This is a genomic window from Sphingomonas arantia (genome assembly GCF_042682045.1).
In the GTDB taxonomy this organism is placed as follows: Bacteria; Pseudomonadota; Alphaproteobacteria; order Sphingomonadales; family Sphingomonadaceae; genus Sphingomonas_R; species Sphingomonas_R arantia.
Map to the genome: position 1 here is coordinate 530,013 of NZ_JBHUGS010000003.1, position 23,684 is coordinate 553,696.

At 69.6% G+C, this 23,684-nt stretch carries 18 protein-coding genes; 13 read left to right on the plus strand and 5 right to left on the minus strand.

Annotated features, from left to right (window positions below; translation table 11 throughout):
• Positions 1–38: 38 nt before the first annotated feature.
• Both acs and ACFSGX_RS13840 read left to right on the plus strand, forming a co-directional pair.
• Positions 39–1,967 carry an acetate--CoA ligase gene (gene acs / locus ACFSGX_RS13835; protein WP_380930735.1) on the plus strand — a complete coding sequence of 643 codons (1,929 nt, stop codon included), beginning with the start codon at positions 39–41 and terminating at the stop codon, positions 1,965–1,967.
• Positions 1,964–2,608 (plus strand): LuxR C-terminal-related transcriptional regulator, encoded by a 645-nt coding sequence (locus tag ACFSGX_RS13840; RefSeq protein ID WP_157176493.1) that lies wholly within the window; start codon positions 1,964–1,966, stop codon positions 2,606–2,608. The genes acs and ACFSGX_RS13840 overlap by 4 nt, the downstream gene beginning before the upstream one ends.
• Here the strand turns inward: ACFSGX_RS13840 and ACFSGX_RS13845 are convergent.
• Complete coding sequence (locus ACFSGX_RS13845) at positions 2,598–5,858, minus strand: hybrid sensor histidine kinase/response regulator (RefSeq protein WP_380930736.1); 3,261 nt, start codon at positions 5,856–5,858, stop codon at positions 2,598–2,600. The genes ACFSGX_RS13840 and ACFSGX_RS13845 overlap by 11 nt on opposite strands.
• Positions 5,859–6,119: 261 nt before the next feature.
• Here ACFSGX_RS13845 and ACFSGX_RS13850 point away from each other — a divergent pair, with 261 nt between their 5' ends.
• Both ACFSGX_RS13850 and ACFSGX_RS13855 read left to right on the plus strand, forming a co-directional pair.
• Positions 6,120–8,501 carry a TonB-dependent receptor domain-containing protein gene (locus ACFSGX_RS13850; protein WP_380930737.1) on the plus strand — a complete coding sequence of 794 codons (2,382 nt, stop codon included), beginning with the start codon at positions 6,120–6,122 and terminating at the stop codon, positions 8,499–8,501.
• A 62-nt stretch (positions 8,502–8,563) separates the two neighbouring features.
• Complete coding sequence (locus tag ACFSGX_RS13855) at positions 8,564–10,645, plus strand: phosphocholine-specific phospholipase C (protein WP_380930738.1); 2,082 nt, start codon at positions 8,564–8,566, stop codon at positions 10,643–10,645.
• 46 nt (positions 10,646–10,691) lie between these two features.
• Here the strand turns inward: ACFSGX_RS13855 and ACFSGX_RS13860 are convergent, their stop codons facing one another.
• From ACFSGX_RS13860 to ACFSGX_RS13875, 4 genes are all read right to left on the minus strand, one after another.
• Positions 10,692–11,561: a CE1 family esterase gene (locus ACFSGX_RS13860; protein ID WP_380930739.1), complete on the minus strand. Its 870-nt coding sequence runs from the start codon at positions 11,559–11,561 to the stop codon at positions 10,692–10,694.
• 57 nt (positions 11,562–11,618) lie between these two features.
• Complete coding sequence (locus tag ACFSGX_RS13865) at positions 11,619–11,795, minus strand: hypothetical protein (protein WP_380930741.1); 177 nt, start codon at positions 11,793–11,795, stop codon at positions 11,619–11,621.
• A 117-nt stretch (positions 11,796–11,912) separates the two neighbouring features.
• A complete protein-coding gene (locus ACFSGX_RS13870; RefSeq protein WP_380930742.1) occupies positions 11,913–12,686 on the minus strand; it encodes an SDR family oxidoreductase in 774 nt (257 codons plus the stop codon).
• Positions 12,683–13,012, minus strand: a complete 330-nt coding sequence (locus tag ACFSGX_RS13875; RefSeq protein ID WP_380930743.1) for a nuclear transport factor 2 family protein — start codon at positions 13,010–13,012, stop codon at positions 12,683–12,685. Before ACFSGX_RS13875 ends, ACFSGX_RS13870 begins: the two co-directional genes overlap by 4 nt.
• Positions 13,013–13,142: 130 nt before the next feature.
• On the opposite strand from ACFSGX_RS13875, the gene ACFSGX_RS13880 reads away from it, so the two are divergent.
• The 9 genes from ACFSGX_RS13880 (at position 13,143) to ACFSGX_RS13920 (ending at position 22,982) form a co-directional block, all read left to right on the plus strand.
• A complete protein-coding gene (locus ACFSGX_RS13880) occupies positions 13,143–14,066 on the plus strand; it encodes a LysR family transcriptional regulator (RefSeq protein WP_380930744.1) in 924 nt (307 codons plus the stop codon).
• A gap of 50 nt (positions 14,067–14,116) precedes the next feature.
• The gene (locus ACFSGX_RS13885; RefSeq protein WP_380930745.1) at positions 14,117–14,764 is read left to right on the plus strand and encodes an alpha/beta hydrolase; all 648 of its coding nucleotides are present in this window, start codon (positions 14,117–14,119) and stop codon (positions 14,762–14,764) included.
• 123 nt (positions 14,765–14,887) lie between these two features.
• Positions 14,888–15,028 carry a hypothetical protein gene (locus ACFSGX_RS13890; RefSeq protein WP_380930747.1) on the plus strand — a complete coding sequence of 47 codons (141 nt, stop codon included), beginning with the start codon at positions 14,888–14,890 and terminating at the stop codon, positions 15,026–15,028.
• Between the two features lie 13 nt (positions 15,029–15,041).
• Positions 15,042–16,178 (plus strand): efflux RND transporter periplasmic adaptor subunit, encoded by a 1,137-nt coding sequence (locus ACFSGX_RS13895; protein WP_380930749.1) that lies wholly within the window; start codon positions 15,042–15,044, stop codon positions 16,176–16,178.
• Position 16,179: 1 nt separating this feature from the next.
• On the plus strand, positions 16,180–19,299 hold the full coding sequence (locus tag ACFSGX_RS13900; RefSeq protein WP_380930751.1) for an efflux RND transporter permease subunit: 3,120 nt from the start codon (positions 16,180–16,182) through the stop codon (positions 19,297–19,299).
• Positions 19,296–20,687 carry an efflux transporter outer membrane subunit gene (locus ACFSGX_RS13905; protein WP_380930753.1) on the plus strand — a complete coding sequence of 464 codons (1,392 nt, stop codon included), beginning with the start codon at positions 19,296–19,298 and terminating at the stop codon, positions 20,685–20,687. The genes ACFSGX_RS13900 and ACFSGX_RS13905 overlap by 4 nt, the downstream gene beginning before the upstream one ends.
• A complete protein-coding gene (locus tag ACFSGX_RS13910) occupies positions 20,684–20,902 on the plus strand; it encodes a hypothetical protein (RefSeq protein WP_380930755.1) in 219 nt (72 codons plus the stop codon). Before ACFSGX_RS13905 ends, ACFSGX_RS13910 begins: the two co-directional genes overlap by 4 nt.
• Complete coding sequence (locus ACFSGX_RS13915; RefSeq protein ID WP_380930757.1) at positions 20,899–21,618, plus strand: response regulator transcription factor; 720 nt, start codon at positions 20,899–20,901, stop codon at positions 21,616–21,618. The genes ACFSGX_RS13910 and ACFSGX_RS13915 overlap by 4 nt, the downstream gene beginning before the upstream one ends.
• The gene (locus tag ACFSGX_RS13920; RefSeq protein ID WP_380930759.1) at positions 21,615–22,982 is read left to right on the plus strand and encodes an ATP-binding protein; all 1,368 of its coding nucleotides are present in this window, start codon (positions 21,615–21,617) and stop codon (positions 22,980–22,982) included. Before ACFSGX_RS13915 ends, ACFSGX_RS13920 begins: the two co-directional genes overlap by 4 nt.
• Positions 22,983–23,684: the final 702 nt, after the last annotated feature.

Here is a 23,684-nt window from a genome sequence, read left to right on the forward strand (position 1 = left end):
ATAGATTGCATCGGACGTAGCAAGCGAAAGATGGATCGATGACGAGCGCAATCCAAGAGCGTGCGGACCCCGACAAAAACACCGCGCCGGACACCGCGTTGCAGGACCGCCGCGCCGCCGCGGCCGCCGATCCCGACGGCTATTGGCGCGACCGCGGCCAAGCGATCGACTGGATCGAACCCTATACGCAGGTGAAGGACACCTCGTTCGACGCCGCCGACTTCCGCATCCGCTGGTTCGCGGACGGCAAGCTCAACGTGTCGGCCAACTGCCTCGACCGGCATCTCGACACGCGCGGCGATCAGGTCGCGATCATCTGGGAGGGTGACGAGCCCGGCGAAACCGAACGCGTCACCTACCGCGACCTGCACGCCCGCGTCTGCAAGTTCGCCAACGTCCTGAAGGCGCAAGGCGTCGCCAAGGGCGACCGCGTCACGCTCTACATGCCGATGATCGTCGAGGCAGCGGTCGCGATGCTCGCCTGCGCGCGGATCGGCGCGGTCCACTCGGTGGTGTTCGGCGGCTTCTCCCCGGACAGCCTGGCCGGGCGGATCGAGGATTGCGGATCGACCTTCGTCATCACCGCCGACGAAGGCTGCCGCGGCGGCAAGCGCATCCCGCTCAAGGCCAATGTCGACGCCGCGCTGGAGAAATACGCGGGCGTCACGCGCGTCGTGGTCGTCCGCCGCACGGGCGCCGACATCCCGATGATCGCCGGCCGCGACATCTGGTATCACGAGGCGATGGCCGACGCGTCGGCGGACTGCGCGCCGGAGCCGATGGATGCGGAGGACCCGCTGTTCATCCTCTACACCTCCGGATCGACCGGCAAGCCCAAGGGCGTCCTGCACAGCAGCGGCGGCTACCTCGTCTGGACCGCGGTCACGTTCCAGGAGGTGTTCGACTACCGCGACGGCGACCTGTTCTGGTGCACCGCCGACGTCGGCTGGGTCACCGGCCACAGCTATGTCGTCTACGGCCCGCTCGCCAGCGGAGCCACCACCGTGATGTTCGACGGCGTCCCCAACTATCCCGACCATGGCCGCTTCTGGGAAACGATCGACCGGCTCGGCGTCACGATCTTCTACACCGCCCCCACCGCGATCCGCGCCCTGATGCGCGAGGGCGACACCTGGGTCGCACGTTCGTCGCGCACCTCGCTCCGCCTGCTCGGCAGCGTCGGCGAACCGATCAATCCGGAGGCGTGGCGCTGGTATCACGACGTGGTCGGCGACGGCCGCTGCCCGATCGTCGACACCTGGTGGCAGACCGAGACCGGCGGCATCATGATCGCCCCCTCCCCCCACACCGCCGTCGGCAAGCCCGGCAGCGCGACCAAGCCGCTGCCCGGCGTGATGCCGCAGCTCGTTGACGCGGAGGGCGTCGTGCTGGACGGCGCAACGGAGGGCAACCTCGTCATCGCGGACAGCTGGCCTGGGCAGATGCGCACCGTCTGGGGCGATCACGACCGCTTTTTCCAGACCTATTTCAGCACCTATCCCGGCAAGTATTTCACCGGCGACGGCGCGCGCCGCGATGCGGACGGCGACTATTGGATCACCGGCCGCGTCGACGACGTCATCAATGTGTCCGGCCACCGGATGGGCACGGCGGAGGTCGAAAGCGCGCTCGTCGCGCATCCGCGCGTGGCGGAGGCCGCGGTCGTTGGCATGCCGCACGAGGTGAAGGGCCAGGGCATCTACGCCTATGTCACGCTCAACGCCGGCGACACCGGCGACGATGCGACCCGCGACGAACTGCGTGCCTGGGTCCGGCGCGAAATCGGCCCGATCGCCACGCCCGACGCGCTCCAATTCGCACCCGCCTTGCCCAAGACCCGGTCGGGCAAGATCATGCGCCGCATTCTGCGCAAGATCGCGGAGGGCGACACCACCAACCTCGGCGACATCTCGACGCTCGCCGACCCATCGGTGGTTGCGCTGCTGGTAAAGGAGCGGATCGGCTGAGCGGATCGATCCTGATCGCGGACGACCATCCGCTGTTCCGCCAGGCGCTCGGCCTGGCGGTCGCCGCCGTGCGCCCCGCCGCGCGCGTGCTCGAAGCGGGCACGCTCGCCCGCGCGGCGACGCTGGCGGCGGAGACGGACGATCTGGAGTTGATCCTGCTCGACCTGAAGATGCCCGGTGCCACCGGCTATGCCGGCGTCGCGCTGATCCATGCCGAACGGCCGACCGTGCCGATCCTGGTCGTCTCCAGCGCGGACGCCGCCGTGGCACTGCCCGAGGTCCGGCGGTTCGGCGCGATCGGTTTTCTCGGCAAGGGCGCCGACCTCGCCACGATCGAACAGGCGATCGCCGCCGCGCTCGAGGGCCACGCCGCGCCCGCCGAGCCCGACCCGCCCGCCGATCCGACCGACGATGCCTCCGCCCGCGTCGCATCGCTCACCCCGACGCAGCTCAAGGTCCTGCTCGGCGTGCTCGACGGGCGCTACAACAAGGAAATCGCCTATGATCTCGGCATCAGTGAGGCGACCGTCCGCGCGCACATGACCGCGGTGCTGCGCAAGCTCGACGTCACCAACCGCACGCAGGCCGCGCTCGCCGCCCGCGCGCTGGGGCTCGAGCCCCGCCCCGCCATCAAGCGCTGAGCGCGCCCGCCAGCCAGTTGTCGAACGCATCGGGATCGAGCGGCTTGGTCAACAGCGCGACCCCGCACGCCGCGGCCCGCTGCGCCAGCGCCGGGCCGGGCTCCGCCGTCACCAGCGCCGCGGGGATCGCTGGCAATGCCGCGATCAGCGCCAACCCGTCCATCTCCTCGCCCAGGTGGAAATCGATCAGCGCCGCATCATACGGCATGCCGATCGCCAGCGCCGCCGCCGCGCTCCCCGCGACATGCACCCGGTGGCCGCGGGCCGACAGCATCGCGACCATCGCCTCGCACACCCGCGCATCGTCGTCGACGACCAGGATCGTCGCCGCCCGCGCGAACCTCTTCGGCGCCGCGCGCGGCACCGCCACCGGTGCATCCGCCGCCTGCGGCAAGGTGAACGCGAACCGGCTCCCGCGCCCGACCTGACTGGTCAACGTCACCGGCGCGCCGAGCAGCCGCGCGGTCCGCTCGACGATCGCGAGGCCCAGCCCGACGCCCACATCGTCGCCGCTTTCGAGCCGTTCGAACTCGCCGAAGATCCGCTGGCGGTCCGCCGCCGGAATGCCGATCCCGCTGTCCCACACCTCGATCAGGATGCCGTCGCCGCGCCGCCGCGCGCCCACCACCACGCCGCCGCGCGCGGTGTAGCGCACCGCGTTCGAAATCAGGTTCTGGACGATCGACCGCACCATCGTCCCATCGCTTGCCACCACCGCGTCGCCGCACGCCAGGCGCAGCGTAATTCCCTTCTCCGCCGCCCGCGGGGCCAGCCCGTCGAGCACCTCGCGCAGCAACGGGCGCAGCGCGAATGGCCGCACGACCGGCACGATCCCGCCCGAATCCAGCCGTGAAATGTCGAGCAGCGCGCGCAGCAGCCGCTCCGCCGCGACGATCGACTGGTCCACCTTCGCCGCCAACGGATGTCCGCCCACCGCGCGGTCCAGCGCCGCGGTGAACAGCCGCGCGGCGTGCAGCGGCTGGATCAGGTCATGACTCGCCGCGGCCAGGAACCGCGTCTTGTCCGCCGTCGCACGCGCCAGGTCGGCATTGACCGCGGACAGTTCGGCCGTGCGCTGTTCGACGCGCGCCTCCAGCTCGATCCGCGCGCTTTCCAGCACGTCGCGCGCCTTCGCCTCCGCCGTCACGTCGGAGAAGCACATCACATAGCCGCCACCCGGCATGGGCCCACCGACCGTCTTCAGCACGCGGCCGTCGCTCCGCGTGCGCTCGAAACTATGCTGCCGCCCGCGCCGGATGTTCGCCAGCCGGCGTTCGACATGGCTGTCGACCTCGCCCGGCCCGCACTCGCCGCGCATCGCGTTGAACGCGATCGCGTCGGCCACCGGCGCGCCGACCCGGATCATCCCCGGCGGAAAGCCGAACATCTCCAGATACCGCGTATTCCACGCGACCAGCGCCAGGTCGCGGTCGACGACGCTCACCGCCGGATCGATATTCTCCAGCGTCGCGGCGAGCAGCCCCTGCGAGAATTGCAGGCTCTGCCCGCTGGCATCCAGCATCCGCGCCACCTCGATCGCGGACAGCGACGTGCCCGACAGCGCGGATGCCACCAGCGCGCGGGCCGACGGCGCCCCCACCGCACTCGCGATCAGCCGTTCCGCCGCGCGCGCCTGCGAATGGGCACCGCCGCCCGGTCTGCCGGCTTCGTTCAACGCGGCCCGCGCCTTGTCCATCCCCACGAACCGCGCGACGAAATCGAGCAACTCGCCCGACGTCATCGCACGGCCTGCGTCAGGGGCGGCAGGGGCCGCGATCATGCTTCGTCCAACCGGCCGCGCCGCGACCAGCGCGTGGACGAACAGATTCGCCGCCAGGCTCGCCACCGCGCCCGTCGCGAACCCGCCCAGCCCGATCGCCTCCGCCAGTCCGCTCAGCGGCGCGGCCACGCCCAGCGCGGGGATCAGGACCAGCGCAGCCCATGCGACCAGCCCCGTCGCCAGCCCCGCCTTGGCGGCCAGCGCGTCGCGCCCCTCCCGCTCGACCGCCAGGATCAGCGCGGGCGCGAACTGCGCCATCGCCGTGAACGCCACCAGCCCCGTCTCCGCCAGCGTGACGCCCGTCGGCAGCGCGACCGCGTAGCCGAGCGCGATCGCCATCAGCCCGGCGATCACCGTGCGCCGGACGCGCAGCAGCACGACGCCGGCATCCGCCTCGCTCGCCACCGCCAGCCGGCGGATCAGCAACGGCGCGAGCAGGTCGTTCGACACCATCGTCGACAGCGCGATCATCTCGACCACCACCATGCCCGTCGCGGCCGAAAAACCGCCGACGAACACCAGCAACGCGACCGGGAAACTGCCCGCCTGCAACGGCAGCTGGATGACCAGCATGTCGGCCGCGCCGCCCGATCCCGCGGCCAGCACCGCCAGCGTGATCGGCAGCACCGTCAGGCTGAAGACCGCAAGCGCCCCCACGAACGGCCAGCGCGCGCGCCTGATGTCGCGCGCGTCGTCGGCCTGCGTCACCGCGATGTGGAACTGCCGCGGCAGGGCAATCGCCGCCACGGCCGCCAGCAACGTCGTCACGAAGAAGTCCGCCCGCAGCGCCCCCGGCGCGAACAGCGTCGCCAGCCGGTCGACGGCCAGCGCGCGGACCGCGGGCGGCGTATCGGCGATTTGCATCACCGCGAACACCCCGATCGCCAGGAACGCGATCAGCTTCACGCTGGCCTCCACCGCCACCGCGAACATGACGCCGGGGTTCTTGCCCGCCGCCTCGTAGCGCCGCGTGCCGAACAGCATCGCGAACACCGCCAGCACGACCGCGGTCGTCGCCATCGGCAGCAACGTCGATGCATGGTCGGACAGCAGCGCATAGGTCGTCCCGACCGACCGGAGCTGGAGCGCGAGATACGGCACCGTGCCGGCCAGCGCGAGCAGCGTTACCAGCGCCGCCACGCCGCGGCTCTTGCCGAACCGCGTCCCGATGAAGTCCGAAACGGACGTCGCGCCAACTTCCTTGGCCACCACGATCAGCCGTTCGAGCCAGCGGATGCCCAGCGCATAGAGCAGGATCGGCCCGAGATAGATCGGCAGATACGCCCAGCCCCCGACGCTCGCGCTGCCGACCGCGCCGTAGAATGTCCAGCTGGTGCAATAGACGGTCAGCGACAGCGCATAGGCCGTCCCGCGCCACCGACGGCGCACGCCGTCCGCCCCGGCCCCGTCGATCCGGTACGCCACGAGGAACAGCAGGCTCGCATAGGCCAGTGCGACGGCAAACAGCATGAACGGCTCTCGGTACGTCGATCCGCGCCCTGCCCGCATGCGACACGCCGGATGCCGGTCACCCTACGCAATCGTCACGACACTGTCATCCGGCTGGCACGACGCCTGACGAAGCACCGTCCCGTCCATAAACCCGCAAGCGCAATATTCATTACATCTCCGTAATAATCCAAGCTGTCACGACGACGTCATTTGCCGCCGACAGGGGCGTCGTGCCGCTGACGACCGATCCGAACCGGGCCGCAGCGGTGGGAGATCGACATGACAAGGTTGATGACGGGGGCCACGATCCTGGCGATCGCGACCGTGACGACGGGCGCCGGTGCGCAGGTGACGCCGATTTCGACAGCGGCGACCGGCACGGCCGAACAGGCCCCGGACGCGACGCAGTCCGCCGGCGACGACATCGTCGTGACCGGCCAGTCCACCGCCTTCGCCAACACGCGCGTCACCGCGCCGATGATCGAACGCCAGTCCGCATTGGCCAGCGTCAACGACGTCATCAACGAACTGCCCGGCGTGTTCGTGGCGGAGGGCGACGCGTTCGGCTCGTCCGACTGGGTCACGTCGATCAGCATCCGTGGCTTCAACAGCGGCGGCGGCGGCGGACAGCAGATCGGCTCCACCATCGACGGCCTGCCCAACGGCGGGTCGGGCTATGGCGGCGGATCGCGCGCCAACCGCTATATCGATGTGCTCGACCTCAAGACCGTCAATGTGTCGCAGGGCACCGCCGACATCTCGTCGCGGTCGAACGAAGCGCTCGGCGCGACGCTCGACTATGTCACGTCCGATCCCACCGCAAACAGCCGGCTGCGCTTCACCGCGGCCGGCGGCGATTTCGGCGCGCGCAAATATTACGTCCGCGGCGACACCGGCACAATCGCGCCGAACACCACGGCCTATCTCAGCGCATCCACCTCGCGCGTCCACGACTGGATCGGCGGATCGGGCAAGACCAGCCGCGACCACATCGATGCCAAGGTGCTCAGCCGCGTCGGCACTGTCGATCTGACCGGCTTCGTCTCCTACGACGATGCCGACGAGTCCGAGTTCGGCTCCGTCTCGCCCGAACGGTTCGCGAACGACCCGAACCACGACGCCTATACCGACCGCTGGACCGGCCTGCCCTATATCGACCAGGCCTACCGCTCCACGTCACGCGCGCTGCGCAAGAATCTGTTCGGCTATTTGAAGGCCCGCACCGAAGTGGGCGAGGTGAAACTGCAGGCGGCGGGCTACTACCACCGCATGCGCGGCCGCGGCGATTTCGCACCGCCCTATCTGGTCGACGTCCGCAACGACGGCGCGGGCAATCCCGAAAGCGAATATACCGGCGGCCAGACCGTCCGCGGCGGCGACTCGATCGGTAAACTCTACTTCGTCACGCCCACCGGTGCGGCCGCAACGATGACGCCCGGCTGCGTCGGCACCAGCGGCGTGCCGGCGGAATACTCGCCGACCTGCTACGCCTCGAACGTCACGCCGGTCATGTCCTACCGCCACACCCACTATAAGAACGACCGCTTCGGCTTCACCGGTGACGTCGATTGGCAGCATGATTTCGGCCCCGTCCAGAACCAGTTCCGCGCCGGCCTCTGGTACGAACATGGCCGCTCGAACCAGCTGCGCGACTGGCACAAGGTCACCGATGCCACCGTCGGCCCGGCCTATGACGGCACGCCATATTACGTCCAGTTCAGCACCGACTACGGCCTGGACGAGATCATGTATTATGCCGAGGACGCGGTGACCGCCGGGCCGATCACCGCCCGGTTCGGCGTGAAACAGTTCTTCCTCGACCAGACCCGTACCGAACTGCTCGGTGATCTCAGCGCAACGTCGCTGAAATCGCATTCCAAGCCGCTGATCAACGCCGGCCTGACCTACGTTACGCCGCTCCAGGGGATGGAGCTGTTCGCCGGCTACTCCCAGAATTTCGCCGCGATCGGCAACGGCCCGCTCGGCCAGCCCGCGGAAACGATCCGCAACCTGCGCCCCGAAACCGCGAACAATATCGAGGTCGGCGCCCGCTACAGCACCGGCCGCATCCAGGCCTCGCTCACCGGCTACGACATCAAGTTCAAAAACCAGATCGTGTCGATCTCGTCGAACCTCGTCACCGGGATCGACTATCTGGAACAGCAGGACAGCGTCTACCTGAACGTCGGCGGCGTGAAGAGCCGCGGGGTCGAGGCCGCGCTCGCCTACCGCATCCTGCCGCCGCTCACGCTGTCGGGCAGCTTCACCTACAACCACGCGACCTATATCGGCACGGGCAACGCCGCGCAGGATGCCGATGTCGGCGTGACGCCGGGGGTGCAGGTGATCAATTCGCCGCGCACGATGTGGGTCCTGTCGGCGGACTACAAGAAATCGATCTTCAAGGCGGGCGTCGCCACCAAGTTCGTCGGTGATCGCAACATCGATACGCAGGGCGAGGCAAAGGCCGGCAAGTTCACGCTGGTCAGCGGCTATGTCGGCGCCGACCTTGGCGAGGTGAACGACCGGCTGAAGGGCGTCTCCGTCACGATCCAGGCGACCAACCTGACCGACAAGCGCTACCTGTCGAGCGCGGACGGCGGATCGGCCTTCCTCGGCTCGCCGCGCACCGTGACCGCCGCGCTGTCCGTCGATTTCTGACGCCATCCGGGCGCGGTCCGCGTAAAGGCCGGACCGCGCCCGTTCGCCATGGGACCATCCCGATGACCGACCTGTCCCGCCGCAGTCTGCTCGCCACCGGGTTCGCCGGTGCGGCGCTGTCGACGCTGCCCGCCGCGATCGCCCGCGCCGCCGCGATCGCGCCCGACGCGCGGACCGGTTCGATCATGGACGTCCAGCATGTCGTCATCCTGATGCAGGAGAATCGCGGCTTCGATCATTATTTTGGATCCATGCGCGGCGTCCGCGGCTTTGCGGACCGCCTTCCCATCCCCGTCCCCGGCAAACCCGGCCCCGCCCCCGTCTGGGACCAGCGCGACCGCACCGACCCGGCCGGCGCACGCACCGTCCGCCCCTTCCACCTCGCCACCCGCACTGATTTCGATCTCATGCGGATGGAGGGCACGCCGCACAGCTGGCCCGATGCACAACGCGGCTGGGACGAGGGCCGCATGGCGCACTGGCCGGAGGCCAAGAGCCAGCGCGCAATGGGCCATTACCGGCGCGAGGACATCCCGTTCCAGTTCGCGCTGGCTGAGGCGTTCACGATCTGCGACGCCTATCACTGCGCGTCGCAGACCGGCACGAACACCAACCGGCTGTTCCTCTGGTCCGGCACCAACGATCCCGGCGGCACGCTCGGCGGCCCGGCGATCGGCAATTCGCACGACAGCTTCCCGCAGGACGGCGGCAATCCCGACTCCTACCGCTGGACGACCGTGGTCGAACGGTTGCAGGCCGCCGGCGTCGACTGGCGCATCTACCAGGACATGGCCGACAACTTCACCGACAACCCGCTCGCCGGTTTCGCCGCCTTCCGCGCGGCGCATGACGGCACCGGCGACGCCGTGCTGCGCGACCGCGCGATCACCACGCGCAAGCTGGACGCCCTCCGCGCCGACGTCCTCGCCGGCCAACTGCCGCACGTGTCGTACATCATCGCCACCGCGAAGGGGTCCGAACATCCCGGCCCGTCCAGCCCGGCGCAAGGGGCCGCCTACACCGCCGCGGTGCTCGACGCGCTGACCGCCGACCCCGCCGTCTGGGCACGCACCGCGCTGCTCGTCATGTTCGACGAGAATGACGGCTTCTTCGATCATATGCCCCCGCCCGCGCCCCCATCGCGCGCTGCCGACGGCACGCCCGGCGGCGGATCGACCGTCGATCTGACCGGCAGCTACCATCTCCAACCGAGCAAGGCCGACGCCCCGCTCGATCTCCCCGCCTATCGCGGCCGCCCCTACGGTCTCGGCCCCCGCGTGCCGCTCTACGTCGTCTCGCCGTGGAGCCGCGGCGGCTGGGTCAATTCGCAGGTGTTCGACCACACGTCCGTCATCCGTTTCCTCGAACAGCGTTTCGGCTTCCACGAACCCAATATCGCCCCCTGGCGCCGCGCGGTCTGCGGCGACCTGACCTCGGCGTTCGACTTCACCAAGGCCGATCGCACGCGGGCCGCCGCCATGCCCGACCCAAGCGCGGACGCCACCCGCGCCGCCGCGATCCCCAAGCAGGTCCGGCCGCAGGCGCCCGCCACCACCAACCGCCCCTGGCAGGAACACGGCATCCGCCGCGCCCGCCCGCTCCCCTACGCACTGACCGTCACCGACACGATCGCCGACGGCGCGATCCAGCTCCGGTTCGCCGCAGACGGCACCGCCGCCGCGGTCTTCCACGTCTACGACCGCCGCGACCTGACCCGTGCGCCGCGGCGCTACACGGTCGAACCGGGCAAGGCGCTCGACGACCGCTGGTCGTTCGACAACGGCGATCGCTACGATCTGTGGGTGCTCGGCCCCAACGGCTTCCACCGCCACTTCGCCGGGTACCGCGCCGACCCGGCCGCCCTCGCGACGCTCGGCTGGACCGCAACCCCAGACGATCTGGTCCTGCGCCTCCCGTCCGATCCGCGGAGCCTCGGGCTGGTCGCGCAGGTCGAACGGATCGGCACCACGCCCGCCCGCGTCGCGCTCACCGAACCGCGCCACCGCTGGCCGCTGCGCGACAGCTTCGGCTGGTACGACATCACGCTGTCGACACCCGGCGCGCCCGACTATCGCCGCCGCCTCGCCGGCCGGATCGACACGCCCGGCCGCATCACCTGCAGCGACCCGTTCGGCGGCGCCTGACCGTCCCCGAACGCTTGGACGCCGTTCGGTGCGTTGAGGCTGCTCGCTAACGCCGGTGCTGCGCCAGGAACGCCCACATCGCCTCGTTGTCGACGACCGACCAGCTGTGCTTGCCCCCGCGCATCACGCGCGCCGCCACGGTCGCCCCGCCTCGGCAACGGGCATAGCCCTGCTCGTACACGCCCGCGCCGACGTCGCGCGCATAGGGTTCGGTGCAGCCGTTCAGCGTCGCCCACCGCTGCAACGCGGCGGTCTGCGGATATTGCCAGTAAGGCGCCCCGCCCCCCGCAATCGGGTTGGTCGTATCGGCATCGCCCGAGAACGCCAGCACCGGCAACGCCGCGCGCGGGCGACAGGTCGCAGGGTCCGCGCGCCTCGGATCAGACGGCAGCGGACGCCCGGCCCGCAACCCGACGACCGGCGCGATCGCGGCAAACCGGCGCGGATCGACGCAGCCGAGCCACGACACCATCCGCCCCCCACCCGACAATCCGGTCGCGTAGACGCGGCTGCGGTCGGCGCAGCCCGTCGCGACCATCCGGTCGATCAGGCCCGTCAGATAAGCGGTGTCGTCGCGCGCGTCCTTCGCGGGCATCGCCCCCGTGACGGTCGCCACGCCGGGGATGTTCCACACATATCCACGCTCTGCCGCGATCCCGCCGTCGGGTGCCACCACGATGAAGCCATGCCGGTCCGCCGTCCCGGCAAGCTGGCTCTCGCGGAGCATTTCCGCGCCCGTGCTCGTGCTGCCATGGAGCAGGATGACGAGCGGCATGGCGCCGGCCGATGGCGAAACGGGCACATGGATCCGCGCCCTTTCCGGAAACGCGTCGAGCGCCCCGACCCGGCACTCGGCCAGGACGGACGTGGAGGCAAAACACGCAGTCAGCGCAACGAGGAGGCGGATCGCAAGCATGACCACGAGCGTAACGCGCCCGCCCGGCGCCGCCTACCCTCGAATGTCACGACCGCATCACCGCCGCCGACCGATCACCCGCAAGGCGTACGCACTGAACCCGCAGACCCCCAGCGCCAGGCCGAACCCGATCGCGGCACCCCAGACCCCGCCGTCCGGACCGGCGATCCATCCGCCGCACGCCAGCCCGGCCAACGGCAGGACGAGCAGCGCCAGACACCCGATCGCGATCATGCTCGAACTCCCGGAACCGCGACGTCACAGCACGCACGTGCAGGCATCATCACTACAGTCAGGCCGCCAGGAAATCGACGAACGGCGCGAAAACAGCGCATAGGACCTTGTCCCGGCTCAAGCCGTCGGCACCGTGCCGCCATCGATCACATATTCGGCGCCCGTGATGCTGCCGGCGCGGGTGGATGCCAGGAAGGCGATCAGGTTCGCCACCTCATCGGGTGTCGACGGCCGCCCGATCGGGATCCCGCCCAGCGATTGCATGATCATCCGCTTGCCTGCCTCCACCCCGCCTTCCGCCCCGAGCCGCTCGGCCAGGTCCACCGCAGCCTCGGTCTCGATCCAGCCGGGCGAAACCCGCACCACCCGAACCCCGCTGGGCCCGACCTCCTTGGACAGGCTCTTGCTGTACGTCGACAGGGCCGCCTTCGCGGCGGCATAGGCGGTCGTCGCTTCCGGCAGCGGCAGCACACGCTGGATCGACGTCACATGCACGACGACACCGTCGCCGCGCGCCATCATGCCGGGCACGAGTTCGCGATCGAGCCGGACCGCCGGCATCAGGTTCAGGTCCAGCGCCCGCGCCCATTCGGCATCGCCGAGCGCCCCGAACCCACCGGACGGCGCGGTCGACCCGCCCAGCATATGGACGACGATGTCCACCCCGCCCCATCGCGCCCGAACCGCAGACGCCAGCGCCGCGCACCCCTCCGGCGTGGTCAGGTCCGCCGCGAAGAACAGCTGGTCCGGCAGGGCGTCGGGCTTCGCCCGGGCGGTCGTCACAACCTCCGCGCCCAGCTCACGGAACAGCGCGACCGTCGCCGCCCCCGCCCCGCGCGTGCCGGACGTGATCAGCGCCCGCTTCCCCTCCAGCGTCACGAACGGGGTCACGGAACGATCTCCAGCTCCGCGATCTTCCCGCCGGTCAGGACGAAGCGGTAGCGCAGGTCCGTCGGGCTGCCGGGGAAGTTGCCCGCCACACGCGCGGTGACGACGGTACGGTCGCCCTCGCTCGCGACGCCGAACGGCTCGACGGTGTAATTATACTGGGTCGACGCATCGGCCTTCCATCGCTCGATCGCAGCCGCTCCGACATGCGTTTCGCCCTCGTCCCTGACGACGCCGTCCTCTGCGAAGCACCGCGCAACCGCCCCGGCGTCGCCCACTGCATCCGCTTCGAAATAGTCCGCTATCGTGCCTGGCAATGTGACGGTCATCTTAGCTTCTCCTCCGGCCCCGGATCGACGGGCCGCCCACGTGCCCGCCTCGTCCGACCTCGAATTAGCGATGGACGACGGCCACGATAATCGGGACAAAGCGGGATGAAGCGTTGCGATTTCCGGGACGATGGCTAGGTCCGGCCTGATCGAGCTGGAAGCGGTGCTTGCCATCGTGCGGCGCGGCTCGTTCCGTGCGGCGGCGCTCGAACTCGGGGTATCGACCACCGCCCTGAGCAACGCGATCGGCAAGCTCGAACGGCAGCTCGGCATCCGCCTGTTCAACCGCACGACGCGCAGTGTCTCGCTCACCGACGCCGGCCGAACCTTCGTCGGTCAGGTCGGCCCGGCGCTCGACACCATCACCACGGCGATGGACATGGCGCGCGCGCAGCAGGAGACGCCGTCCGGAACGTTGCGGATCAACGCCTTCGCAACGGCCGCGCGCGAAATCCTCTCGCCGCTCATCCTGGAGTTCCTGCGCCGCCATCCGCGCGTCCACGTCGATCTGGTCACCGAGGGGCGCCTGGTCGATATCGTGGCGGAGGGCTTCGATCTGGGCGTCCGAACCGCGGACCTCGTCCCCAGCGACACGATCGCGATCCCGCTCGGCTTCGTCCGCCGCTTCGCCGTCGTGGCCGCCCCGTCCTATTTCCGGGACAGGGAAATCCCACGCGTTCCGCCGGACCTGCACGGCCATCCCTGCATCCGCATCCGGCTTCCCAACGGCGCGCTCTACCGCTGGCATTTCGAAAAGGACGGGCAGGCGGTCCAGATCGATGTCGCGGGTCCGATCACGCTCGACGAGGCCAGCCTTTCCCGCATGGCCGTTCTGGCGGGCGTCGGCATCGGCTTCTTCATGGAACCCGACATTCGCGACGACCTCGCCGCCGGCCGCCTCGTCCGGATCCTGCAGGACTGGACGCCGCCACTCGCGCCGCTGTGCCTCTACTATCCGAACCGCCGGAACCCGTCCGCCGCGTTCACGGCCTTCATCCGCCTCGCGCGCGAAGTCGCCGCGTCGAACGGGGCCACCGATCGCGCGGCGACATGACCGCGCCGACCGGCTAGGTCTGTCCCGCCCCCACCGCTGAAAGGTCTTCCGTGTCGCTCGACGGTCCCCGCCTCGCTCCCCTCTCCGGCTCCGCGCCGAGCGCGCTCGTCATTCTGATCCATGGCTACGGGTCGAACGGCGACGATCTCATCGCGCTCGCCCGCATGATCCAGCCGGCGCTGCCGAACGCCGCGTTCGTCGCACCGAATGCACCGATGCGGATGCCGCAGATGGCCGCCGCCTACCAATGGTGGCCGATCCAGACATTCTCGATGGCCGAACGCGCCGCGGGTGCCGTTTCGGCCGCGCCGACGCTCGACGCCTTCATCACGCAGGAGCTCGAGAAAACCGGCCTGACCGCCGACCGCCTCCTGCTCGTCGGGTTCAGCCAGGGCACCATGATGGCGCTCCACGTCGGCCTCCGCCGCACCGAGCCTGTCGCCGGCATCGTCGGCATGTCGGGCATGCTCGTCGCGCCGGATCGGCTGGAGGGCGAGGTCCGCAGCCGCCCGCCGGTGCTCCTCATCCACGGCACCGATGACGAAGTGGTGCCGTTCCGCTCGCTGGACCTCGCCTCCGCGTCCCTCGCGGCGCTCGGCGTCGCGGTCGAAACCCATGTCTCGCCGGGCATGGGCCACAGCGTCGGGCAGGACGGCCTCGCCGCCGCCACCGCGTTCGCCCGGCGGGTCCTCGCCTGACCGGGGCCGCGATCGTCTGACGCTCCGCCCGTTACAAACCGATACGTTCGCTTACCCCGCGTGCATGTTTAGGGACGGTTTCCGGGTCTAGTCGAGAGGACCACCAGAGAAGGTCCTCTCCCCATGTTCGCATTCGAGCTCGCCGCCGCGATGGTCGCCGCAGCGTCCGCGCCCCGACCGGATGCCGTCCGGTCCGCGCACGACACGCCGTCGCCTCACACCGGCACCGACCTGCGCGGCATCCGCCCGCGTCGCCCCCGGTAAGCGAACCAGCGCCATGCTCCCCTCGCCCCTGCGCCTCGCCCCGATCCTTTTGCTCGGCCTGTCCCTCACCGGCTGCGGCGGCGCGTCCGACGCACCGATGGGTCCGCCGCCCACGCCCGAGGTCGGCGTCGTGACGCTGGCGGCACAGCCCGTCACCACCACCACCGAGCTGACCGGCCGGATCGCTGCCACCGCGATGGCGGAGGTGCGCCCGCAGGTCGACGGGATCATCAAGGCGCGACTGTTCGAGGAAGGCGCCGTCGTCCGCGCCGGCCAGCCGCTGTACCAGATCGACCCGCGGCTCTACCGCGCCACGCGCGACCAGACCGCGGCGCAACTCGCCAGCGCGCAGGCCGCGGCCGTGACCGCGCAAGCGAAGGTCGCGCGCTACAACCGGCTGCAGAGCGCGGACGCCGTCGCGCGCCAGGACGTCGACGACGCCGTCGCCACCGCGCGACAGGCCGCCGCCAGCACCGCGCAATATCGCGCCAGCCTGCGCACCGCGAACGTCAATCTGGGCTTCACGCGCGTCTACGCGCCTATTTCGGGCCGCATCGGTCGCTCCGCCTTCACCGTCGGCGCGCTCGTGACCGCCGGGCAGACGTCGGCGCTCGCGACGATCTCGCAGCTCGACCCGATCTTCGTTGATATTCAGCAGTCCAGCACCGCGCTGCTCGACCTGCGCGAAAGCCTTGCCAATGGCGACACGCTGCCTGCCAGCACCACCGTCCGCCTGACGCTCGAAAACGGCCGCGGCTATGCGCAGACCGGCACGATCCAGTTCGGAGAGGTTACGGTCGACACCACCACCGGCACCGTCACCCTCCGCGCCCGCTTCCCCAACCCGCAGGGCATCCTGCTGCCCGGCATGTTCGTGCGGCTGACCGTACCGCAGACGGTCGTGCGCAACGGCATCCTCGCGCCGCAACAGGGCATCACTCGCGATGCGAAGGGCAATGCCACCGCGCTGGTCGTGGGCGCGGACAACAAGGTCGCCCTGCGCCAGGTCACCACCGGGCAGGCGATCGGCGACAAATGGCTCGTCACCGCCGGCCTCAAGGCGGGCGACCGCCTGATCGTGCAGGGCACCGACAAGGCGCAGGCCGGTGCGGCCGTGAAGCCCGTCGCCGTCCAGACCGGGACCAAATAACATGGGCATCAGCCGCTTCTTCGTCGAACGTCCGATCTTCGCCTGGGTGATCGCGATCGTCATCATGCTCGGCGGCATTGCGGGCCTCCGCGCGCTGCCGATCGCGCAATATCCCGACGTCGCGCCGCCGACGATCGCGATCAACGCCACCTATCCCGGCGCATCCGCCGAAACGCTCGAAACCAGCGTGACGCAGGTGATCGAGCAGCAGCTGACCGGCATCGACGGCCTGCAATATTTTCAGTCGAGCTCGGACTCCTCCGGTTCCGCGTCGATCACCGTGACGTTCGAAAAAGGCACCGATCCCGACACCGCGCAGGTGCAGGTCCAGAACAAGGTGCAGCAGGCGACCGCGCGGCTGCCCAGCGCCGTCACCGCGCAGGGCGTCACCGTCACCAAGTCGAACAGCGACTTCCTGATGATCGTCGCGCTGTACGACAAGACGAACAAGGCGTCCGCCAGCGACATCGCCGACTATCTCGTCAGCAATTTCCAGGACGATCTGGCGCGCGTCGCGGGTGTCGGCCAGAGCCAGGTGTTCGGCTCGCAATATGCGATGCGCGTGTGGCTCGACCCGACCAAGCTCGCCGCGGTCCAGCTGATGCCGTCGGACGTGCAGAGCGCGATCGCGGCGCAGAATGTCGATGTCGCCGCGGGCCAGGTCGGCGCACAGCCGGCGGTGAAGGGGCAGATGCTCAACGCCACCGTCCGCGCCAAGTCGCGCCTGTCGACGCCGGAGCAGTTCCGCCAGATCGTGCTGAAGACCACCAGCAACGGATCGATCGTCCGTCTGGCCGACGTCGCGCGCGTCGAACTGGGGCAGGACAGCTACACGACCTCGGCACAGCTCGACGGTCACCCCGCGTCGGGCATGGCGATCCAGCTGGCGACCGGCGCCGACGCGCTCGAAACCGCGACTGCGGTGAAGGCACGAATGGCGGAACTGGCGACCAACATGCCGGCCGGCTACGCGATCGCCTACCCGCGCGACACGACCACCTTCGTCAAGCTGTCGGTCGAGGAAGTCATCGAAACGCTCGCCATCGCGATCGTGCTCGTCATCATCGTGATGTTCGTGTTCCTCCAGAACTGGCGCGCGACGCTGATCCCGGCGGTCGCCGTCCCCGTCGTCCTGCTCGGCACGTTCGGCGTGCTGTCGATCTGCGGCTATTCGATCAACACGCTGACCCTGTTCGCCATGGTGCTCGCCATCGGCCTGCTGGTCGACGACGCGATCGTCGTGGTCGAAAATGTCGAACGCGTGATGGCCGACGAGAAACTCGATCCGAAGGCCGCGACGATCCGCTCGATGGGCGAAATCGGCTCGGCGCTGGTCGGCGTGGCGCTCGTTCTGTCGGCGGTGTTCCTGCCGATGGCGTTCTTCGGCGGATCGACCGGCGTCATCTATCGCCAGTTCTCGATCACCATCGTGTCCGCGATGCTGCTGTCCGTGCTGGTGGCACTCGTGCTGACCCCCGCCATGACCGCGACCCTGCTCAAGCCGGTCCAAGGCGACCCCCTGGAACGACGCGGTGTGTTCGGCCGGTTCAACCGCTGGTTCGACCGCACGACGCAACGCTATGTCGCGGGCACCCGCGCCGTCATCGGCCGGCGCTGGCTCCATCTCGGCGTGGTCGGCGTCATCACGATTGTGCTCGCCGTCCTGTTCGTACGGCTGCCGACCAGCTTCCTGCCCCCCGAGGATCAGGGGCAGGTGATGGTGATGTACACGCTGCCCGCCGGTGCCACCAACGAGCGGACCGAGGCCGTGCGCGACAAGATCCAGGCCTACTATTCCACCAAGGAGAAGGCGACCGTCGCCAACGCGTTCAGCATCACCGGTTTCGGGTTCAGCGGATCGGGCCAGAATGCCGGCATGGCCTTCGCCAGCCTGGCCCCGTTCGAGGACCGCAAGAAGGCCGACCAGAGCGCGGACGCGCTCAACGGCCGCGCGATGAAGGAATTCGGCACGATCCGCGACGCGACCGTCATTCCGCTGACCCCGCCGGCGATCTCGGGCCTCGGCCAGTCGAACGGCTTCACCTTCGAACTGACCAACACCAGCGGGCTCAGCCGCGATGCCTTCGTGGCGCTCCGCGACAAGCTGATCGCCGCGGCGAACAAGGACCCCAAGCTCGCCCGCGTCCGCGCATCCACGCTGCCGGATACGCCGCAGCTGCGCGTCACGCTCGACGACGCGAAGCTCGCCGTGCTCGGCCTGACGGAGGCCAACGTGACCAACGTGCTGTCGAGCGCGTGGGGCGGCGTCTACGTCAACGACTTCGTCGATCGCGGTCGCGTGAAGCGCGTCTATATGCAGTCGGACGCCCCCTACCGCATGCTGCCGGACGATCTCGACGGCTGGTTCATCCGCACCGCGGACGGCACGATGGCGCCTTTTTCCTCCATCGCGACGCTGTCGTGGGAAAAGGGACCCAACAGCGTCGCGCGCTTCAACGGCCGCTCTTCCTACGAAATCCAGGGCGAGCCCGCCGCGGGCGGCAGCTCGGGCGCCGCGATGACCGAGATGGTGAAGCTCCAGAAGGAACTCGCACCCGGCACCGGCTATGCCTGGGCGGGCCTGTCGTTCCAGGAACAGCAGGCCAGCGGACAGGCGCCGATGCTCTACGGCCTGTCGATCCTGATCGTCTTCCTGTGCCTCGCCGCGCTCTACGAAAGCTGGTCGGTGCCGATCGCTGTGCTGCTCGTTCTGCCGCTCGGCATCATCGGTGCGGTGCTCGCGGTGACGCTGCGCGGGCTGGACAACGACATCTATTTCCAGGTCGGGCTCATCACGACGATCGGTCTCGCCGCCAAGAACGCGATCCTCATCGTCGAGTTTGCCGAGGAAGCCCGCCGCGCCGGCAAGGATGTCGTCGATGCGGCGCTGGAGGCGGCACGCACCCGGCTGCGCCCGATCCTGATGACCAGCCTGGCGTTCATCTTCGGCGTGTTCCCGCTCGCGGTCGCCAGTGGTGCTGGCGCCAACAGCCGCATCGCGATCGGCACCGCGGTGATCGGCGGCATGCTGACCGCGACGGTGCTGGCCATCTTCTACGTCCCGCTGTTCTTCGTCGTCGTCGCGAAACTGTTCCATGGCCGCAAGGAGACCGCGGCATGATCCGCCTGCGTACCGCACTGCTGATGCTGGGGGCGAGCGCGCTCACTGCCTGCAATCTGGCACCGACCTATGTCCGGTCGGTCTCGCAATCCGTGCCGCAGGGATGGCCGTCGGGTGCCGCCTACGCCCCCGCCGCCGCGGGCAAGGCCGGGATGCCGTGGCGCTCGCTGGTCCGCGACACAAAGCTCCGCGCCGTCATCGAACGCGCGCTGGCGAACAACCAGGATCTCGCCGCCGCCGTCGCCAACGTCGCCTCCGCCCGCGCGCTGTACCGCGTGCAGCGGTCCGCCCAGCTCCCCACGCTTTCGGCGGACGGCAGCGCGGCGCTCAGCCAGGCGGTGGGCGGCGGCACCGCGACATCGGGGTCCGGCTCGCTGTTCTCCGGCAATGTGGGGATCAGCGGCTTCGAACTCGATCTGTTCGGTCGTCAGAAGAACCTGTCGCAGGCCGCGTTCGAAACCTATCTCGGCACGCAGAGCGGCGCCCGCTCGACGCGCTTCACCGTCGTGACCGAAACGGCCAGCGCCTATCTCACGCTCGCCGCGGACCGCGACCTGCTGACCGTGTCGCAGGATCAGGTGCAGAGCAGCGCGCGGACGGTCCGGCTGAACGAGGAACTGCACGATACCGGGCTGGTGAACGGCGCCGACGTCGCGGACGCCCGCACCTTGCTCGCCCAGGCGCAGGCCGACGCGGCGCAGCGCACGACCCAGGTCGCGCAGGATCGCAACGCGCTCGAACTGCTGGTCGGCGGCCCCGTCGAGGACGCCCTGCTCCCCGCCGGTCTCGCCGCGCTCGATCCCGCGATCGCCAACGTCCCCGCCGGACTCTCCTCGACCGTGCTGCTCGACCGCCCCGACGTGGTGGAGGCGGAGCATCAGCTGAAGAGCGCCAACGCCGATGTCGGCGCCGCGCGCGCCGCCTTCTTCCCGACGATCTCGCTTACCAGCGTGCTGGGTCTGGCCAGCACGGCGCTGACCGGCCTGTTCTCGGGCGCGACCTGGACGACGACGCCGTCGGCCAGCATCCCAATCCTCGGCGGTACCAACCGCGGCAACCTCGACTATGCCCGCGCCCAGGTCGATTACTATCTCGCCACCTACCGCAAGGCGGCGCAGACCGCCTATCGCGACGTCGCCGACGGCCTTGCCCGGCGCGGCACGATCGATCGTCAGCGCCGCGCCCAGGCCGATCTCGTGACCGCCGCGCAGACCAGCTACCGGATCAGCGAGGCGCGCTACCGCGAGGGCACGGACAGTTTCCTGACCACATTGGTAGCGCAACGTACGCTCTATTCCGCGCGGCAGACCGCGATCACCGCCACGCTGACCGACCTCGTCAACCGCGTGACGCTCTACCAGGCGATCGGGTCGGACGACACATTGTGACGGTCGACGAACTCGACCCGCCGGCGATGGACGCGCACGAGTTTCGCTACTGGTCCCACCGATCGGCGCAGGAGATCGCCCGGGCGATCAACGCCCAATGCCTCAGATCGTGTGACGCGCATCGACGCCTCGCACTACTGTGCATGCGCGTGGCGCTCACCTATGCTCCATCGGCGGCGGCCACCTGCGGCCCGAACCGCGCGGAATCGGAATGACCACGACCACTCCCACCGATCGTCCGCACCTGCTGATCGCCGACGACGATGCCGACATCCGCGACCTGGTGACCGCGCAGCTGATGCGGGAGGGATATCGCCTGACCCCGGCGGGCGACGTCGCCGGCATCCGCGCGGTGCTCGCCGCCGGCATCGTCGACCTCATCGTCCTCGACCTCGGCCTGCCCGACGGCGACGGGCTGACATTGTGCCGCGAACTGCGGGCCGAGGGCTACGAAGGCGCGATCATCATGGTCACCGCACGCGACAGCGCGATCGACCGCGTCCTCGGCCTCGAACTCGGGGCCGACGATTACCTGACCAAACCATTCGAGCCGCGCGAGCTGACCGCGCGGGTCCGCAACCTGCTCCGGCGCGGCGCGCGCGATGCCGGCGCGGTCGGGGGCCCACGCAACGCGCTGTTCGGCCGCTGGCGGCTCGACCTGACCAAACGCCGCTTGCTCGCCCCCGGCGACAGCGTCGTGATGCTGTCGACCGCGGAGTTCGACATGCTTTCCCGCCTCGTTCAGTCCGCCGGGCGGCCGCTTTCGCGCGAGGCGCTGTTCCCCGCCCGCGCCGCCACCGCCGCCTATGACCGGACGATCGACAACCAGATCAGCCGACTGCGCCAGAAACTGCGCCCCGACGGCGATGACCTGATCCTGACCGTGCGCGGTCAGGGCTACATGCTCGCCGCAACGGTCCGGTTCGAATGACGCACCCGATCACCCGGCTCGTGCGGTTCACGGCATCGCTCGCGGGCAGGATCGCGCTGATCCTGTCGGTGGGCATCTCGCTCGCGCTGTTCGGGGCCTTGCTGCTCGCCGAACAGGGTCGGCGTGCCGAGTTTCACCGCCTGCGCAACGAGCGCGTGATCGCCAGCACGGTCGACGTCATCGACCGGCTTCACCGCGATCGCGCGGGTACGCTCGCCGGCCTGCGCGACAATCGCCTCGTGGGCGCGCGCCTGATCGACAAACGGCCGATACCGGCGACCGTCCGGGACGAGGATCTCACCGGGATGCTCGCCGCGCGCATCGGAACCGCCATGCAGCCGACGGTCGGACGCGCACCGGCCAGTGTCTGCCTGAGCAACGATCCCTTCTGGGGGCGGCCGCGCGCGGCGGGTTTTGCCCCCCCGATACTGCCGGATTGCTGGCTGGTCCGGTTCCGGATGGACGGCCGGCCGCTGGCTGTCGCCGTCGCCCTCCCCCGACTGCCCTTGCCGCCAAGCTGGTCGACCGACACGGTGTTTCTCCTGCTCGTCGCCACCGCCGCCATCGCACTCTCGCTCCTCGTGGCGGCGCTGGCGACCAGTCCGCTGCGTCGCCTGTCCGCCGCCGCCGATGCCTTCGCCGGATCGATCGACGCCGAACCGGTACTCGAAACCGGGCCCAGCGACGTCCGCGCCGCGCTTGCGACATTCAACCTCATGCAGGAACGGGTCCGCGCCGGCTTACGCGAACGCACCCGCATGCTGGCCGCGATCAGCCACGATCTCCAAACCCCGCTCACCCGCCTGCGGCTCCGCCTGGAACAGGTCGAGGACGAAATGCTGCGCGACCGGCTGGTCGCCGATCTGTCGGCCACGCTGGCGATGCTAAAACGCGGCCTCGATCTCGCGCGCAGCGGGGACAGCGTCGAGGACTGGTCGATGGTCGATCTCGACTCGCTGCTGTCCAGTCTCGCCGACGATGCCGCAGAGTTCGGCCACGCCGTCCGCTTCGTCGACGGTTGCAGCGCGCTGGTACGCGTGCGCCCGGACGCCCTCACCCGCTGCCTGTCGAACCTGATCGACAACGCAATCAAATATGGTGGCGACGCCGACATCGCATGCCGCCGCGCGGGCAGGACCGTGATCGTCACCGTGCGCGACCATGGCCCCGGCATGAGCGACACGATGCTCGCCTGCGCGTTCGACCCGTTCGTCCGCGCCGACGTCTCCCGATCGAGCGGCGACGGCACCGGCATCGGCCTGACCATCGCCCGTGCCCAGGCCACCGCGACCGGCGCCACCCTGACCCTCGCCACCCACCCCGAAGGCGGCCTCCTCGCGACGCTGACCCTGGGCGCCACGTGACGTCCGCTAGACTGGCAGGCTGAGTGACACCCTAAGAAACCGAGGCATGGCTCCCACTACGCCTACTACTGGCTAAACCACGGACCCATAGACCCATCAGAACCCAGACCACTCCTGACATGGCGCTGCGGATCCCTGCGCGACGTCTGCGCTGTCCTTGCGTTCCGTTGCGTCCAGCCAAGCGGAGCAACAGCCCAAACACCGATGGGCCGGGAGCCGAACCCTTGTCTCGACCGCCGTGGCCGTGAGCGCATAAGTCCCGCTCGACAGTTTGAACGTCCGAACGACGCGCCTAGGACTAAGTGCCGAGACGGGCTGGGCCGAACGGCCAGCAACGGCCAGCGCGGCCCGTGCTGCTGGCAGAACGCGGCTGCCCGCAAGCCGCCTCAGCGGCAGCGAGAAGCCCGCATGTGGGTACGAACGAGACGCCGGGCCGAACACGCGGCACGGAAAGGATGAGATCCCACGCCTGCGGCGCTAGTGGCGAGCGGGCCGCGTATGGGTCCGGCCGTATCGATCCGACCACGGAGGGCAGGCGAAGCAGCGGCTAGGACCCTCGTCGCGGCAGTTGCTTGCCGAAGGCTCGCTCAGGCGTACGAGTTCAGGTTCACCTTAGCTGAGGGAGCTTTCCCGCGCTCGGGGCGAGCGTCCTTGCAGCCACGGAGCGCCGGGGTGTCGCAACCTCAGTCCAAGATCGCCGCG

Bases quoted from the DNA above. Each gene is read 5' to 3' on its own strand.
- acs (WP_380930735.1), top strand. From the start codon at position 39: ATGACGAGCGCAATCCAAGAGCGTGCGGACCCCGACAAAAACACCGCG.
- ACFSGX_RS13845 (WP_380930736.1), bottom strand. From the start codon at position 5,858: ATGCTGTTTGCCGTCGCACTGGCCTATGCGAGCCTGCTGTTCCTCGTG.
- ACFSGX_RS13850 (WP_380930737.1), top strand. From the start codon at position 6,120: ATGACAAGGTTGATGACGGGGGCCACGATCCTGGCGATCGCGACCGTG.
- ACFSGX_RS13855 (WP_380930738.1), top strand. From the start codon at position 8,564: ATGACCGACCTGTCCCGCCGCAGTCTGCTCGCCACCGGGTTCGCCGGT.
- ACFSGX_RS13860 (WP_380930739.1), bottom strand. From the start codon at position 11,561: ATGCTTGCGATCCGCCTCCTCGTTGCGCTGACTGCGTGTTTTGCCTCC.
- ACFSGX_RS13865 (WP_380930741.1), bottom strand. From the start codon at position 11,795: ATGATCGCGATCGGGTGTCTGGCGCTGCTCGTCCTGCCGTTGGCCGGG.
- ACFSGX_RS13875 (WP_380930743.1), bottom strand. From the start codon at position 13,012: ATGACCGTCACATTGCCAGGCACGATAGCGGACTATTTCGAAGCGGAT.
- ACFSGX_RS13880 (WP_380930744.1), top strand. From the start codon at position 13,143: ATGGCTAGGTCCGGCCTGATCGAGCTGGAAGCGGTGCTTGCCATCGTG.
- ACFSGX_RS13890 (WP_380930747.1), top strand. From the start codon at position 14,888: ATGTTCGCATTCGAGCTCGCCGCCGCGATGGTCGCCGCAGCGTCCGCG.
- ACFSGX_RS13895 (WP_380930749.1), top strand. From the start codon at position 15,042: ATGCTCCCCTCGCCCCTGCGCCTCGCCCCGATCCTTTTGCTCGGCCTG.
- ACFSGX_RS13900 (WP_380930751.1), top strand. From the start codon at position 16,180: ATGGGCATCAGCCGCTTCTTCGTCGAACGTCCGATCTTCGCCTGGGTG.
- ACFSGX_RS13905 (WP_380930753.1), top strand. From the start codon at position 19,296: ATGATCCGCCTGCGTACCGCACTGCTGATGCTGGGGGCGAGCGCGCTC.
- ACFSGX_RS13915 (WP_380930757.1), top strand. From the start codon at position 20,899: ATGACCACGACCACTCCCACCGATCGTCCGCACCTGCTGATCGCCGAC.
- ACFSGX_RS13920 (WP_380930759.1), top strand. From the start codon at position 21,615: ATGACGCACCCGATCACCCGGCTCGTGCGGTTCACGGCATCGCTCGCG.